12 protein-coding genes are annotated in these 15,145 nt (G+C 58.1%); 9 read left to right on the plus strand and 3 right to left on the minus strand.

The window, feature by feature from the left end:
* Positions 1 to 27: 27 nt before the first annotated feature.
* Positions 28 to 912 carry a LysR family transcriptional regulator gene (locus IE089_RS03245; protein WP_189475098.1) on the plus strand — a complete coding sequence of 295 codons (885 nt, stop codon included), beginning with the start codon at positions 28 to 30 and terminating at the stop codon, positions 910 to 912.
* A complete protein-coding gene (locus IE089_RS03250) occupies positions 909 to 1,454 on the plus strand; it encodes a SprT family zinc-dependent metalloprotease (RefSeq protein ID WP_229802561.1) in 546 nt (181 codons plus the stop codon). Before IE089_RS03245 ends, IE089_RS03250 begins: the two co-directional genes overlap by 4 nt.
* Before the next feature lie 24 nt (positions 1,455 to 1,478).
* Here the strand turns inward: IE089_RS03250 and IE089_RS03255 are convergent, their stop codons facing one another.
* From IE089_RS03255 to IE089_RS03265, 3 genes are all read right to left on the minus strand, one after another.
* Positions 1,479 to 4,358, minus strand: coding sequence for a DUF748 domain-containing protein (locus IE089_RS03255; protein ID WP_189475100.1), 2,880 nt, complete (start codon positions 4,356 to 4,358; stop codon positions 1,479 to 1,481).
* Positions 4,359 to 4,434: 76 nt separating this feature from the next.
* Entirely contained in the window at positions 4,435 to 5,430 is a 996-nt protein-coding gene (locus IE089_RS03260; RefSeq protein ID WP_189475102.1) for an AraC family transcriptional regulator, read from the minus strand.
* A gap of 3 nt (positions 5,431 to 5,433) precedes the next feature.
* Positions 5,434 to 6,606, minus strand: a complete 1,173-nt coding sequence (locus IE089_RS03265) for a GGDEF domain-containing protein (protein ID WP_189475104.1) — start codon at positions 6,604 to 6,606, stop codon at positions 5,434 to 5,436.
* 130 nt (positions 6,607 to 6,736) lie between these two features.
* Between IE089_RS03265 and IE089_RS03270 the strand changes: the two genes are divergently transcribed.
* The 7 genes from IE089_RS03270 to IE089_RS03300 all read left to right on the plus strand — a co-directional run bounded on the left by IE089_RS03270 (position 6,737) and on the right by IE089_RS03300 (position 15,122).
* Entirely contained in the window at positions 6,737 to 7,912 is a 1,176-nt protein-coding gene (locus tag IE089_RS03270; protein ID WP_189475106.1) for an acyl-CoA dehydrogenase family protein, read from the plus strand.
* A 36-nt stretch (positions 7,913 to 7,948) separates the two neighbouring features.
* A complete protein-coding gene (locus IE089_RS03275; protein WP_189475108.1) occupies positions 7,949 to 8,740 on the plus strand; it encodes an SDR family NAD(P)-dependent oxidoreductase in 792 nt (263 codons plus the stop codon).
* A 23-nt stretch (positions 8,741 to 8,763) separates the two neighbouring features.
* Entirely contained in the window at positions 8,764 to 9,897 is a 1,134-nt protein-coding gene (locus tag IE089_RS03280; protein WP_189475111.1) for a CaiB/BaiF CoA transferase family protein, read from the plus strand.
* 34 nt (positions 9,898 to 9,931) lie between these two features.
* A complete protein-coding gene (locus tag IE089_RS03285) occupies positions 9,932 to 10,720 on the plus strand; it encodes an enoyl-CoA hydratase/isomerase family protein (RefSeq protein ID WP_189475113.1) in 789 nt (262 codons plus the stop codon).
* 61 nt (positions 10,721 to 10,781) lie between these two features.
* A complete protein-coding gene (locus tag IE089_RS03290; RefSeq protein WP_189475115.1) occupies positions 10,782 to 12,317 on the plus strand; it encodes an acyl-CoA carboxylase subunit beta in 1,536 nt (511 codons plus the stop codon).
* Positions 12,318 to 12,467: 150 nt separating this feature from the next.
* Complete coding sequence (locus tag IE089_RS03295; protein ID WP_189475117.1) at positions 12,468 to 14,336, plus strand: DUF3604 domain-containing protein; 1,869 nt, start codon at positions 12,468 to 12,470, stop codon at positions 14,334 to 14,336.
* Between the two features lie 18 nt (positions 14,337 to 14,354).
* Positions 14,355 to 15,122, plus strand: coding sequence for an SDR family oxidoreductase (locus IE089_RS03300; RefSeq protein ID WP_189475119.1), 768 nt, complete (start codon positions 14,355 to 14,357; stop codon positions 15,120 to 15,122).
* The last annotated feature ends 23 nt before the right edge of the window (positions 15,123 to 15,145 follow it).

Here is a 15,145-nt window from a genome sequence, read left to right on the forward strand (position 1 = left end):
AATCGATATAGAAGTGTAGAGAACGACATGCGTTTCACGCTCAGACAACTACAGGTCTTTTTGGCAACCGCAAAGCGCGAGAACCTGTCGCATGCGGCACAGCAGTTAGCCATGTCGCAGTCAGCGGCTTCAGGTGCGATCAAGGAGCTCGAACGCCAGTTCGATGTGCAGCTGTTCGATCGCCGTGGAAAGCGCCTGCAGCTCAGTGAGCTGGGCCACCGGTTGCGCCCCGCAGCTGAAGATTTGCTGGCCCGAGCCGACGAGCTACAGGCCTTGCTGGAGGGCGATCAGGTCAGTGGCCGCCTCAAAGTGGGTGCCAGCCTTACCATCGGTAATTATTTGGCAGTGCCCATTCTTGCAGATTACCGCCAGGCTTACCCCGCAGTGGATGCCAGCCTGGAGGTGGCGAACACGCGAGACATCGCTGAGGCTGTGGCGGATTTTCAGCTGGATGTAGGGTTGATTGAAGGGGAGTGGTGGCACCCCGATCTTGAGGTTACGTCCTGGCGCGAAGATGAACTGCAGGTGTTTTGCGAGCCCGAGCACCCACTGGCGCGAAAACGCAGCGTCGGCGACAGAGAACTCATCGAGGCGCAGTGGATTGTGCGCGAGCCGGGTTCGGGAACCCGCCAGGTGTTCGATAGGGCCATGCACGATATTCTCCCTCAGCTACAGATAAGCCTGGAGTTGCAGCATACTGAGGCGATCAAGCGCGCGGTGGAGGCGGGTATGGGGCTGGGCTGCTTGTCGCGCATTAGCCTCGAGGATGCATTCAAGCGCGGCTCGCTGGTGCCGCTTAGGGTGCGCGGTCGAGATTTCACACGACAAATGTCGATTGTTACCCACCGCAGGAAGTACCATGGCAGGGCATTTCAGCAATGGCTGGCCCTGTGCCAGGAGTATCGTTCTTGAACACGTTGATTCAACCGATTAATACCGAGCAGCAGGCCGAAGTCAGGCAGGAGACTCAGCGCTACATCGCCTTGGCGGGGGAACTGCTTGATCGGGAATTCGCGCCCATCGAGGTGAAGTTTGACCTCTCGGGTACCACTGCCGGCATGTTCAAGTTTGACGGTGAGCGCAGTCTCATCCGCTACAACCCCTGGATCTTCGCCAAGTACTACGAGGAAAACCTGCACGACACCGTGCCGCATGAGGTGGCGCACTACATCGTGCACAGCATTAAGGGTAACCGCCGCTTGAAACCCCACGGGCGGGAATGGCAGTCGCTGATGCAGGCGTTTGGCGCCAACCCCTCAGCCACGTTTAAACTGGATCTGGAAGGTATCCCGCAGCGAAAGCAGCGTACCCATGATTATCACTGCGGGTGTCGCTCACACGAAGTCTCTACCACCCGTCACCACCGAATGCAGCGCGGTGCAACGTATCTATGTCGCTATTGCAATGGCCCGCTGAAATACCGCGGTGAGCAGGGTGCCAGCGAGGTCGGGTAGTTTTGCCGGCCTGAAAGCGCAGGCTTACTGATCGATCGCGAACTCTATGCCGCTGACGCGATTGGCTTCATCGGTGGCATCCACCCCATCGATAACCGCCCGGTCCGCATCCAAACCCGTATCGTTCACGAGGAAGGCTTTGGCATTGGTAGCCCTGGCCAGTGCCAGATCAGCCAGGGTGCTGTCATCCACGGGGTAGGTTGCCAATACCGCATCGCGCTGCGCGGAGTGGGTCGGTGTTTCATCGGTAGCGTTGTCCAGTCGCTTGTAGCGCCGTTCAACCGCGGCCAGGAATCGATCACTGCGAGCGTCGATGTCGTCCTGGCTCAGGCCATCTGCCATTAGGTCAGCGTTGAGTGCCGCCACCTGCATGCGCCTGCCATCGCTGTCCCTGTTGAACCGCCCTTTGATGATGAGTTGCAGCGAGGGTCGTTGCTCCAATGCGCCGGCCAGTTCGGTGAGCTTAGTCTTGCCGCGCTCATCCAGATCGGGAGAGCCGGCGTTATACACCACGCGCTCAAGGTCGTCTTCGGTGCCGACCAGATTGGCCAGAAGGGAGAAAGGCGCGGTGACCGCTTTGGTGATCAGATTGACAAACGCACCGACGATCACGCTCCCTATGGAGAACTGCGGATCGGCCAGGTCGCCGCTGACTGGCACCGCCAGATCAATAACGCCGTTGATGTCAGTGAGCAGTGCCAGGGCTAGTTCAATGGGCAGGTCCACGGCGCGGTCGCTCTCGACCCGATCACCCAGCTTGAGCTGGTCCACCACCACCTTGTTGTCGCCTTGCAGGCGGTTGTTTTCCAGCGAGTATTCGAGGTCTAGGTTCAGCAGGCCACGTTCTATGTCGTAGCCCGCATAGGTGCCGGAGTAGGGGGTTAGCAGTACCAGGTCCACACCTTCGAAGGTCAGGCCCATACCCATCTCAGGCTGCTCTGCAAAGGGTTTCACGGTGCCGCCCAGGGTCACCGGGGCATAGCCCTCAACTGAACCTTTCAGGTCAACCGCGAGTGTGCTGGCGGGGTCTGTCGACAGTCCGGTGATGTCGCCGTTCAAGTCGCCGATCACGGCCTGGAAATTGATCGGCAGCGATTCGTCTTTAAAGTTGATGGAGCTGTCGGAGATCACGATCTCAGGCACACTGACCTGCCATCCGGGCGCTTCATCTGCCGGGTTCTTACCAGCCAGTTCAGCGTCTGATTCAGAGGGGGACTGCGCTTCACCGGACGAGTCTTCATCTTCCTCGGAGTTGGATTGCAACAGGCGCTGGCTGTTGATGGTGCCATCTTCGCGGATATGCAGCCTGCCGGTGTAGCCATCCAGTAGCAGCGTCTGCGCCGTAACGGTTTGGCCAACGATGTCGACGTTAAGGCCGCGCCATCGGAAAGAGTCCCAGCCGCTAATGGCGTCCGTTTCTTCATGGATCACAACCTGCAGTGTGTCGACCTCTCCCTCTAACTGCGTGTTGGTAGGATTAAACTCTGAGAGCGCCACTGTGCCTTTGAGTGAGGTGTTGCCGCCGCGAACCTCGGCGTTCAGCACCTCCGGTATCAGAGGGGCAAACAACTCCAGGGGCAGCGCCTGCAAGCTGTAGTCGAAATTGCCATCACCGCTGCCGATGTGCAGTTGGCCTTGCACCGCGAGCTGACTCTGGTCATTGACGACCAGTGCCAATGTCATGGGGCTGGGACCTGCCGCAGGCCAATTAATATCCGTTGCCGTTGCCTTGATGCCTCGCACCTGTGTTAGTGCGGGTTTGGTCATCTCCGAGCGCCAATCAATGGCTCCGGCCCGGTTCTCGAACTTGGCCAGCGCAACGGTCCACTCGGGTGTTTGCTGCGTGGGCTGTGGTTCGGGATCAGCGGCCGTCCCAGATTCATCGTCGGGCAATTGAACGTCGAACAGGTCAACCAGACTGACGCGCTCTTCCTCGCTGAAGCCGCTCAGGCTGATGCCATCAGTAGTCAAGCTGTCGACAGTGACGCTGCTTGAGGCGCTGTCGATCTCAATGCCAGACACCTTCAACGACTCCATGCGGGTATAGGTGTCGGGTAGTGCTGCGCGGTCAATAGGGAGGATATTCAGATTGTCGATAGAGACAGTGCCTTGGCTCAGCGACCAGATTGGCGTGTCGGCCCAGTTGATACTGTAGTGAGCCTCAACTGTAAGCGTGCCACTGTCCACTTCAAAGGCCAGCCAGGGCTTGGCATAGCGCCAGGGCGTACGCAGCTGCGCATCGGATAAGACAACGCGTCCCTCACTCATGGTGCCCGGTATAGAGAGGTCGCCTTCCCAGTAGAGCCTGCCGCCGGCTTCTGCAGTCACCTCAAGGCGGTAGGGCTGGCCTGCTTCTTTCAGGGTAGAAAAGTCCCGCACCGCGATGGCCAGATCATCCCAGTGTGTTTCGTAAGCGGGCGATCGGGTTTCGTCTGAGGTTGTTAGGCGGCGCGCGTGTAGTACCAACTCGCCGATGCTGATGCCGGGAATCTCTGTGGTTTCACTGGGAGCGGCGTCTGTATCTTCACTGGTGAGTAAATCGCTGATGTTGAAGCTGTCTGCGCCTGTGCGGCGCAGGATGCCATGCAGGCCCTGCAGCTCGATGGCATCGAACACCCAGCCCTTGCTCACCAGTGACGCCAGCGACAGGTTTACGTCCAAGGTATCGAAGGCCGCGAATAGCCGGTCTTCGTCATCGGGTTCTGACAGTTCGAGCTTGCGCACTTGCAAGTTCAGAGTGAAGGGATTGAACAGTATCAACTCGGTACGCAGTGTGCGGTCGAGTGCGTCCCGGGCCAGCGGCGGCGCGGCGAAGTTCATTGCCGGCATGATCACCAGTAGGCACAGCACCACGTAAATCAGGTATGTGGTGGCAATCCATTGTAGAAAACGAAGCGGCTTCATAGGTGGCTAAGTCAGCTCATCGAGTGGCAAAGAGTACATGATTTCTCGGGCTTCACCAGTGCCCCCATCAGGCGCCTCAAAGTCCTTTGCGATAGCTATAGGGCGTAACGCCTGTCCACCCTTTGAAGGCGCGAATAAATGCGCTGGATTCCGAGAAGCCGGCGCGGTGCGCGATCTCCTCGATGCTCAGACTCTTCTTGCCAAGAAAATACAGGGCAGTATCGCGCCGCAGTTGGTTTTTGATGTCCTTGAAGGTGGTGCCCTCTGCCGTGAGGCGGCGGCGCAGGGTTTGCGGGTGCACGTCGAGATCGGCAGCAACATTTGCCAGTTCCGGCATGTGCACCAGGTTGTGCCTTACGCGATCGCGCACCTGCTGGGTCCAGCTGTCCTGATCGTACCGCTGGGTGAGCAGTATCAGCACAGGGTGACGCAGGAAGTGCCTGAGTGACTGCTGTGTCTGTTTGACGGGCTTGTCCATTACGGCTCGCGGCATGATCAGCTCCGAATCGGGCTGTTCGAAGGCCACGGGATTGGCCAGAAACATTCTGCGGTAGTCTTCCTGGGTGGCCGCCGGGGTGTAGCTGAGATTCACCTGCAGCAGTGGCAGGTGCTCTTGTGCCAGCCAGCTGCAGAATCGATGGCAGTTAAACAGGTACATTTCCACCAGGTTGGCCGAGGCCGCATCGATGTCACCCACCAGCGTGATGCTGCACGTGTCGCCCTCTGCTTCAAAGCGAGTCTGCAAGTCCAATTCGAATAGCTGGAAGAATCGACAATAGCGACTCATCGCCTGCCCCAGCGTCTCGCAACCGATCACCGCGTGACACATCATGTTCCAACAGCCGACAGGAATGCGGCGAGACCCATAGCCCAGCGACTCGTCGTCCATGGCAACCATCGCGGCAACCTGCAGATCGGCGTAGCGCTCCATGGGAATACGGGCGCTGTCATCGCGCAGCAGGCGAGGTGAGATCTGACAGTCCCGCAATAATTGGCTTGGATCCAGGCCGGCACTGACGGCGTTGGCCAGTACACGGCGGGCAAACGCCACGGAGATTGACGGGTTACGCATGCGCTAAGCCTGCCTGCTGCCCACGTTCATTTGCAGTGGCTGGTGATTGACCGAGGCCACGCGGTTCCGGCCACCCTGTTTTGCGGTATACAGGGCCTTATCCACATCGTCATAGAGGGCGTCGATATCCACCTCACCGATGGCAGCGCTCACGCCAAGACTCAGTGACAGGGCGATTCGCTGTTGATCCACCAGGATGGGGTAGTCGGCCAGTGACTCCCGTACCCGTTCGGCGAGTACGCGCGCGGACTCAAGGTCGGTGTTGGGCAGGATAATCAGGAACTCATCACCACCGGTACGCGCAACCACATCGCTGTTGCGGCAGATGTGCTCCAGGGCACGCGCGATCTGTTGAATAACCCTGTCGCCTATTTCGTGACCAAAGGTTCCGTTAATGGTTTTGAAATGGTCGATATCAACCAGCACGGCAGCGGTGGAGTGCGCGTGCCGCGCCGCCGCCGCCAGTGTTAAGTGCAGTGACTCGTCCAGCCCGCGACGGTTCGGCAAGCGAGTGAGTGGATCCTGTGTGGAGAGCTGCGAGAGCTGCTGCTGGAACTCGATCAAAACACTGGCAAGGAAGCCCACCACGACCAGCGCGTAGTAAACACCGTGCAAGGCAAACTGCAGGTCCCGGGCCTGGCTGCTGTCCAGCCCCGCCAGTACACCGGAGGCCGATGCGGCCATACCCAAGCTTAACAGCGTGCAGGCGCCGGCGATGATCCCATCGCCTGCATTACGCTCGCGCACACTGCGCTGTAGGCAGAGCAGGGCAGTCGCCAGCGCACTGATACCAATCGTTCCGCTGAGTATCAGCAGCATGGCGTCCGGCGGGAAGAAAAACACGCACAGGATGGCACCCATGCAAACCGCGCCCAGCACGGTGCGACCCCGGGTGTCGCCACTGCGCTGACCTGCTGCCATATACAGGATGAAACTGTTGAGAATCGCCGCGACCATGGTGACGTCTACGCCAACGCCTGGCAGCGAACCTTGTTGCAACAGGTAGGCAATCCAGCCCATCAGCGAGGCCATGAAGAAAACGGTGTACAGCCCCAGACCCGCCGGCGGGTTGTTGGCGTCAATCATGGCGTAGACCACCACCATCTGGGCACAGGTGAGAGCGAGCAGAATGCTGAAATTCATCAGCGCCCAATTGTCAGTAAAAATCTGGGTCATACCTGTGAAAGTCGGGTCCCGGCGCTGCTGTCAGTTTAGGTCAATAAATTTGTAGGGGGCGGTCATTGTTGGTGCCAGCAGCGCTAACCATACTGTGCCCGCTTTATTCGCTGTACTCAGGAGTGTTGTCATGTTGCCAAGAGAGTTTACCGAAGAGCAGGTGATGTTTCGCGATGCTTTTCGCAAGTTCCTAAGTTCCGAGATTGTGCCTCACATGGAAGACTGGCGCGAGGCCGGTGTGGTTGATCGCGAGGCCTTCCGCAAAGCCGGAGAGCAAGGCTTTCTGATGGTCTGGCCTGACGAGAAGTATGGCGGTATGGGCGACTATGACATCCGCTTTGACCAAATCATCATTGAAGAGACCTGCTACGCACGCTGTGCCGACTGGTTCGCTAACCTGCATGGGCGCCTGGTGGGCCCCTACCTCACCCGCTTCGGCAGCGAGGAACAGTGTGAACGTTTTTTGCCCAAGTGCGTGAGCGGTGAGACGATTCTGGCCATTGCGATGACGGAGCCCGATGCGGGTTCTGACCTTGCCGGTATGCGCTCCTACGCGGTCGAGAAAGATGACCACTGGGTGCTCAATGGCTCAAAGACCTATATCTCCAACGGTATCAACGCCGACGTTGTTATCGTCGCCGCTAAAACTGATCCGGAAAACAATCCGCATGCCATGACGCTGTTTTTGGTAGAGCGTGGCATGGAAGGCTTCGAGCGCGGTCGTAACCTCGAAAAAATGGGTATGAAGGCCCAGGATACGGCGGAGTTGTTTTTCAATGATGTGAAAGTGCCCAAGGCGAACGTGCTTGGGGAGCCCGGCAAGGGTTTCATCTACCTGATGGAAGGCCTCGCTGAAGAGCGCCTGCTGGGCATGATCGGTTATCTGGGCGCTGCCCAACTGTCATGGGACCTCACTCTGGACTTCGTGAAAGAGCGTAAGGTCTTTGGTAAGTCGCTGAGTAAATTCCAGAACACCCAGTTTAAGCTGGCTGAGCTGCGCACCGAGCTTGATCATGCGCAGGTTTACACTGACCAGTGCGTACGCGCCTTTAACGCAGGCCAGCTCACAGCGGTGGATGCCGCCAAGGGTAAGCTTTACACCAGTGAGCTGCAGGTAAAGGTAGCGATGGAGGGTGTGCAGCTGCACGGTGGTGCAGGCTATATGGACGAGTACCCGATCAGCCGCCAACTGACCGACGCGATGATTGCACCGATTTACGCGGGCAGCTCCGAGGTCATGAAGATTATTGTCAGCCGGGATTTCCTGGGTGATGACTACCAGCCGTTCAATACACGTAATTTCTAATCGATATCACATCCATTTATAGAGGGAGAACCAACTATGGATATGCAAGGTAAAGTCGCCGTCGTTACCGGTGGTGCATCAGGACTGGGCCGCGCAACCGTTAAGCGCTTAGTCGCCGGTGGCATGAAGTGCGCGATCTTCGACATGAATGAAGAGAAGGGCAACGCACTGGTCGCCGATCTTGGCGATAACGTTATTTTCCAGAAAGTGAACGTGGCTGACGAAGAATCCGTGCAGGCGGGTGTCGATGCAGCAATGGCAGCATTCGGTGCCATCCACGTGAACTGCAATTTCGCCGGTATTGGTAATGCCGTGCGCACCATGGGCAAAAACGGCCCATTCCCGCTAGACGCGTTCAAGATGGTTGTGGATGTAAACCTGGTGGGCACATTTAATACCCTGCGTCTGTGTGCAGAGCAGATGGCCAAGAACGAGCCTTTCACCAAAGATGGCGGACGTGGCTGTATCGTTAACACCGCATCGGTGGCGGCCTACGAAGGCCAGATTGGTCAGGCAGCGTACTCCGCGTCTAAAGGTGGCGTCGTTGGTATGACTTTGCCCATTGCGCGCGACCTGGCGGTACTGGGTATTCGCGTTAATACGATTGTGCCTGGTCTCATCGCTACACCGCTGATGATGGGTGGTGCCGAGGAACTGACCCCTGAAATCTGGGAGTTCCTGAAGCCGCTGGGTGAGCAGGTGCTGTATCCCAAGCGCTTGGGTGACCCCGATGAAATTGCCCACATGGCGCAGTTCCTGGTGGAAAACGATTACGTGAATGGCGAATGCCTGCGTATGGACGGCGGCATTCGGATGCAGCCTAAGTAAGTAACGCGCTATAGGAGATAAGCATGGGTCCTTTGAACGGATACACCGTGATAGAACTGGCGGGCATCGGCCCGGCGCCTATGGGCGGCATGATGCTGGCCGATATGGGCGCCGAGGTGATCCGCATTGAGCGGGCAAGTGCCGCCGACCCCAAACTGTTCGAACGCGTAAGCGGACGGGGTAAGAAGTCCGTGGTGTTGAATCTCAAGGACCCTGTCGGCGTTGAAACCCTGCTGCGCATGGTTGAAAACGCTGACGTGCTTATCGACCCTTACCGGCCGGGCGTGTGTGAGAAGCTCGGCATTGGCCCCGAGGTCTGTATGCAGCGTAACCCCAAGCTGGTGTTCGCGCGTATGACGGGCTGGGGGCAAGAGGGCCCACTGGCGAATGCGGCGGGTCATGACATCAACTACATCGCTATCACCGGTGCCTTGTACGCCATGGGGCGTGAAGGTGAAAAACCTGTGCCCCCGCTGAACCTGGTGGGTGATATGGGTGGCGGCGGCATGTTGTTGGTCAACGGTGTGTTGGCAGCATTGCTGGAGGCTGGAAATTCCGGCCAAGGGCAGGTGATTGACGCTGCCATGGTCGACGGTGCAGCCCAGTTGATGTGGATGTTCCACGGTTTTGAAACCATCGGTGGATGGGATGCAAGCAGCCGTGGCACCAATCTGCTCGACGGCGGTGCGCACTTCTACGATACCTACGAGTGTGCTGACGGCGAATACATCGCTATCGGCTCAATCGAACCACAGTTCTATGCGCTGCTCAAAGAAGTCGCGGGACTGTCGGAAGAAGAGTTTGGCGACCAGAACAATAAAGAGAAGTGGCCCGCCATGAAAGAAAAAATTGCCGCAGTGTTTATGGGTAAGACCCAGGCCCAGTGGTGTGAGTTGATGGAAGGCACAGACATCTGTTTCGCGCCTGTCCTCAACTTCAAGGATGCGCCGTCACACCCCGCCAATAAGGCGCGGGATGTTTATATCGAGGTTGACGGAGTAACCCAGCCCGCACCGGCGCCGCGCTTTAGTCGTACACCGTCTGAGGTTGGTCATGGCGTGCATGGATTGGGTGAGGATACTGACAAGGTCTTGGGCGCCATGGGTTTTGGCGCGCAGGAAATTGCTGATTTGAAAGACTCGGGCGCGATCGGCTAACAGTGCCGACCGCACTCGGGTAACAGGGGGAATTATGTCCACTTACGAAACGATTACGATAGAGCACACCGGCCATGTAGCGCTGGTGACACTGAATCGTCCCGATAAACTGAATGCCTGGGACACGGTCATGCGCGAGGAGTTCGTTCGCGTTGCCCGCGAGGTCAATGCGGATAGCAATGTTCGCGCCGTGGTACTCACCGGCGCCGGACGCGCTTTCAGCGCGGGCGCCGATCTCACAGAAGAGGGCGGCATTGTCGATGGGCAGGGCACTGAAGACGTGCTTAACCACAGTTACAAGCCGGGCATTATGGCCGTGGCTCACGGCAACAAGCCTTGGATTAGCGCAGTGAATGGCGCCTGTGCCGGCATTGGCACGGCGTACGCAATGGCCTGCGATCTGATGATCATGGCCGACGATGCTTACCTGTATCAGGCATTTGGTGCCATTGGCCTGGTACCTGATGGCGGTGCGACCTGGCAGCTTGCTCGTGGCCTTGGCCGTAAGCGCGCCTACGAGTTGATGGTTACCGGTGAAAAGCTCAATGGCGAGTCGGCTGTTGCTCTGGGCCTGTGTAACCGCGTGGCGCCAGCCGAGGAACTGGTCGATCAGGCGATGGCCTGGGCCGGAGAGATTGCCGAGAAGGCACCGCTTGCGATGCGCTACGCCAAAGAGGCGGTAAACTTCGCCATGGAGAATACCCTGCCTGATGCCATCAGTTGCGAGGCGCGGTTGCAGAATATCTGTATCGAAAGCAACGACTCCAAAGAAGGGGTGATGGCGTTTCTGGAGAAGCGCAAAGCTAACTTCACCGGCAGCTGAGTCAAGACAGCAGCCAGCGCGGGCGCTATAGTGCCCGCGTGTCTATAAAGCCCCTTAACTTATGACTGATGACCTGCGGCCCGAGCTTGCGGCCCTACAGCAGCGCCTTGCCAATACCAGTGATGCCGAACGCGGGCAGGCGGCACAGAAGCGCCACGCCAAAGGCTATCGCACTGCACGCGAGAACCTCGATCATCTGGTAGACCCCGGCAGCTTTACCGAGTACGGACAACTGGCCGTGGCTGCTCAGCGTAGCCGGCGCGAGTATGAGGAATTGCAAACGGCCACCGCCGCCGACGGCATAATCACTGGAACGGCAACGATTAATGCAGCCTCGGTAGGGGCTGACAACGCGAACGCGGTCGTGATCGTCAACGACTACACCGTGTTGGCCGGCACCCAGGGTTTCTTTCATCACCGTAAACTGGATCGCGCCTGCGAATTAGCACACTCATTGAACCTGCCCGTGGTGATGTACACCGAGGGCGGTGGCGGCAGGCCGGGTGATACCGATGTCACCACGCAAATCGGCGGCCTGAACGTCACGTCTTTCAGCGCCTGGGCAAAACTGGCTGGTAAGGTACCTCGGATTGCGGTGAACAACGGATATTGCTTTGCGGGCAACGCTGCGCTGTTTGGTTGTGCTGATATCACCATCGCGACACGCAGTTCGTGGATCGGTATGGCCGGTCCCGCGATGATCGAAGGTGGCGGGCTAGGCCAATACGCACCCACCGAGATAGGGCCGGCACCCACCCAGGAGCGCAATGGCGTCATCGATGTGCTGGCAGAGGACGAGGCGCATGCCACAGACATCGCCAAATACCTGCTGTCGTATTTTCAGGGGCCCGTGTCTTATTGGGAATGCGCGCCGCAGGAAAGTCTGCGCGATGCGATTCCCGAAGATCGGCGCTGGGGCTATCCCGTCAGGCGTATTATCGAGACCTTGGCGGACACCGGCAGTTTTATCGAACTGCAGCGTATTTACGGTCGAAGCGTGATCACTGGCTTTCTGCGTATCGAAGGGCAACCCATCGGGCTACTGGCCAACGATTGTCAGCAGTTGGGTGGCGCTGTGGATGCAGAAGCTTCCGACAAGGCGGCGAGATTCCTGCGCTTGTGTGAGGCCTTTGGCCTGCCGGTGCTGTCACTGACAGACACCCCAGGCTTTATGGTTGGCCCTGCCAGTGAGGAGCAGGCGGCTGTGCGGCGTATGTCTAATCTATTCCTGGCCGGTGCCGCGCTCACCGTGCCCGTGGTGGGCATTTTCCTGCGTAAAGGCTACGGCTTGGGGGCCATGGCAATGGTGGGCGGTAGCTTTGTAGAACCTGTTTATGCAGCAGCCTGGCCAACGGGCGAGTTCGGCGGCATGGGGCTGGAGGGCGCCGTGCGATTGGGCTTCAAGAAAGAGTTGGAGGCCGAACAAGACCCGGTGGCGCGCGAGGCACTGTTCGAACAACTGGTGGCCCGCATGTATGAAATCGGTAAGGCGACTGAAACGGCCTCCCATCTGGAGATTGATGCGGTTATAGATCCGGCAGATACTCGCGCGACTATTGCGCGTGCCTTAGCCAGTGCCGCCAAGGTGGCGCGATAGTCGCTGCCCTGGTCGGTATGAACCGGCTTTTGTGGCGTGCTACCGCCGCGCTGGGCTATGCTCCGTAGTTGATGTTTGCCGTTTAAGCATCACGCCTGCGCTTAGTGTGCAGGCCAGAAGAAGAATAATATCCAGCACTGGAGAATCGCCATGAAAGCGCGCGCAATCGCACTGACCATCGGTCTTGTTGCCACTTCCCACGCAATCGCCCAGAAAACCCTGCTGTGGGGTGACACGCATCTGCACACCACCTACTCATCGGATGCTTTTGCCAACAACAATCTCAACGGCACGCCGGAAGATGCGTATCGCTACGCCAGTGGCTTGCCGGCTGTGCATCCGTACCACAAGGCGCGTGTGCAGATTAAAGCCCCGCTGGATTTTCTGGTGGTCTCTGACCACGCTGAGTTTCTGGGTGTCATTCGCAATACCTATTTCAACGGCATCGATGACACTGACATCGGTCTGGTTGACCAGGCGAAGGCCTGGGTAGCGACGCGTATATTGCGCGATGCGATTGATTCAGGGGATGGTCGCAGTCTATTTATCGACGTGCTGCCAGAGCCGGAAGAGCCGCTGGCTGCAGCACAGAGCATTCTAGAAAATGGCGTGCCTGTGGGATGGATACCGGCTCAGCCGCAAGTTGAAATCGATACCTGGAAGACCATCACAGACTACGCCGATCAGTACAACAAGCCCGGCGAGTTCACCGCATTGATTGGTTGGGAGTGGAGCTCCATTCCCGGTGGTGCCAATTTGCACCGCATTGTCATTACCGATGCCGACGCACCCACGGCACAGCAGTTTCAGCCTTTTGGTTTGGATGACAGTCCCTTCCCTGAAGACCTCTGGGCCTGGTTGGGCAGTACCCGAGATGAAACCGGTGCCGACTTCGTTGCCATCCCCCACAATTCCAACATCTCCAAAGGCTATATGTTTGACGACAAGAGCCTGCGAGGAAAGGCGATTGATGCCGATTACGCCAAGCGTCGGCTGGAGTGGGAGATGGTGGCTGAGATCACCCAGATTAAAGGTGACTCGGAAACGCACCCGGATCTATCGCCAGACGACCCCTTCGCCGATTTCGAAACCTACCCCTATTACATTCAAAAGTATTCCAGTGAATACACCGTAAGTTCGGGGGATTATCTTCGCCAGGGCTTGATGCGCGGTCTGTCAATAGAACAGTCGGCAGGTGTTAATCCGTATCAGTTTGGACTTATCGGCTCTACGGATTCCCACACGGCGATGGCATCCGCGGAAGAAGATAACTTTATGGGCAAACTGGCAACTGACTCCATACCCGCCAACAAGAGTGGGGCCTGGCGCGGTGACTCCGGACCCGATGGCTGGGCGATGTCCGCCTCAGGGCTTGCCGCGGTCTGGGCCGAGGAGAATACTCGCGAAGGGATTCTGGACGCGCTGCGCAGGCGTGAGGTTTACGCTACCACCGGGCCACGCATTGGCGTGCAGTTTTACGGTGGCTGGGGATTGAGTGAGGCCGATCTGGCGGCAGAAGACCTGTACGCCCAGGCAACAGCCAGTGGTGTGCCCATGGGGGGCGAACTCACGGGCAGCGATGGCAGCGAGGGTGCACCCACGTTCCTGGTTCAGGCCACCAGTGACCCTACAGGTGCCAATCTTGATCGCATACAGATTGTGAAGGGCTGGGTGGACGAATCTGGCCAGACGGCCGAGCGCATCTTTGATGTGGCGCTGGGCGGTGAGGATCGGCTTGATAACAATGGCAATGCGGTTCCCGTTGGCAACACTGTAGATACAGACAGGGCGACCTATACCAACACTATTGGTGAGCCGCGATTGGTAGCGGCATGGTCAGATCCCGAGTTCGATGCGACGCAATCGGCGTTTTACTACGTACGCGTGTTGCAGATTCCCACGCCCCGTCATTCCTTGTACGACGCGATTGCGCTGGGCCTGGATAGCGCCGACGAACACCCCGCCACGATTCAGGATCGGGCTTATACCTCGCCAATCTGGTACCACCCGGCGAACTGATTATTAACAGGAGTACGCATGAAAGACCTTTTTAACCTTGCAGGTAAGACCGCCGTTGTCACTGGCGGTTCTCGCGGTATTGGCGGCATGATCGCCCGTGGCTTTGTGGAGGCCGGTGTCAAAACCTACATAACGGCACGACGCGAGGAAGAGCTACGAGCCACTGAGGCGGAGCTCAACGAGCTGGGTGAGTGTATTGCGATTCCCTCAAATCTCGGCAGCCTGGAAGGTGTGGAAGCCTTCGCTGCTCAAATCAGTGAGCGTGAGGCCAAGCTGGACATACTGATCAATAACGCAGGTGCGAGCTGGGGTGCTCCCATTGATGAGTTCCCTGAGAATGGCTGGGATAAAGTCATGGACCTTAACGTAAAGTCGCTGTTTTTTTTGACACAAAAGCTGCTGCCGGCCCTTCGGGCAGCCGGAACCACAGAGGATCCGGCGCGGGTGGTCAACATCGGTTCGATCAATGGCCTGACGTATGCGCCCATGCAGAACTATTCCTACACGGCCAGTAAAGCAGCGGTGCACCACATGAGCCGTCAGATGTCAGCAGACCTGGCGCGCGAGAACATCAACGTGAACATCATCGCGCCGGGTTTCTTCCCCAGCAAAATGACGGCGCACATGCTTGAGCACGAAGAAGAGATGGCCAAGCACATTCCCCGTGGCCGTCTGGGAACACCTGAGGATGCTGCAGGCGCAGCCATTTTCCTCTGCTCACGGGCAAGTGCCTGGGTAACCGGCAATACGCTGGTTGTTGATGGGGGGCAGGCAGCGTCGGCCTGACGCACCGAAGCATCTACACAGGG

The sequence above is a fragment of the Parahalioglobus pacificus genome (assembly GCF_014652275.1).
GTDB lineage: Bacteria > Pseudomonadota > Gammaproteobacteria > Pseudomonadales > Halieaceae > Parahalioglobus > Parahalioglobus pacificus.

Bases quoted from the DNA above. Each gene is read 5' to 3' on its own strand.
- IE089_RS03280 (WP_189475111.1), top strand. From the start codon at position 8,764: ATGGGTCCTTTGAACGGATACACCGTGATAGAACTGGCGGGCATCGGC.
- IE089_RS03265 (WP_189475104.1), bottom strand. From the start codon at position 6,606: ATGACCCAGATTTTTACTGACAATTGGGCGCTGATGAATTTCAGCATT.
- IE089_RS03285 (WP_189475113.1), top strand. From the start codon at position 9,932: ATGTCCACTTACGAAACGATTACGATAGAGCACACCGGCCATGTAGCG.
- IE089_RS03255 (WP_189475100.1), bottom strand. From the start codon at position 4,358: ATGAAGCCGCTTCGTTTTCTACAATGGATTGCCACCACATACCTGATT.
- IE089_RS03295 (WP_189475117.1), top strand. From the start codon at position 12,468: ATGAAAGCGCGCGCAATCGCACTGACCATCGGTCTTGTTGCCACTTCC.
- IE089_RS03245 (WP_189475098.1), top strand. From the start codon at position 28: ATGCGTTTCACGCTCAGACAACTACAGGTCTTTTTGGCAACCGCAAAG.
- IE089_RS03260 (WP_189475102.1), bottom strand. From the start codon at position 5,430: ATGCGTAACCCGTCAATCTCCGTGGCGTTTGCCCGCCGTGTACTGGCC.
- IE089_RS03270 (WP_189475106.1), top strand. From the start codon at position 6,737: ATGTTGCCAAGAGAGTTTACCGAAGAGCAGGTGATGTTTCGCGATGCT.
- IE089_RS03290 (WP_189475115.1), top strand. From the start codon at position 10,782: ATGACTGATGACCTGCGGCCCGAGCTTGCGGCCCTACAGCAGCGCCTT.
- IE089_RS03300 (WP_189475119.1), top strand. From the start codon at position 14,355: ATGAAAGACCTTTTTAACCTTGCAGGTAAGACCGCCGTTGTCACTGGC.
- IE089_RS03275 (WP_189475108.1), top strand. From the start codon at position 7,949: ATGGATATGCAAGGTAAAGTCGCCGTCGTTACCGGTGGTGCATCAGGA.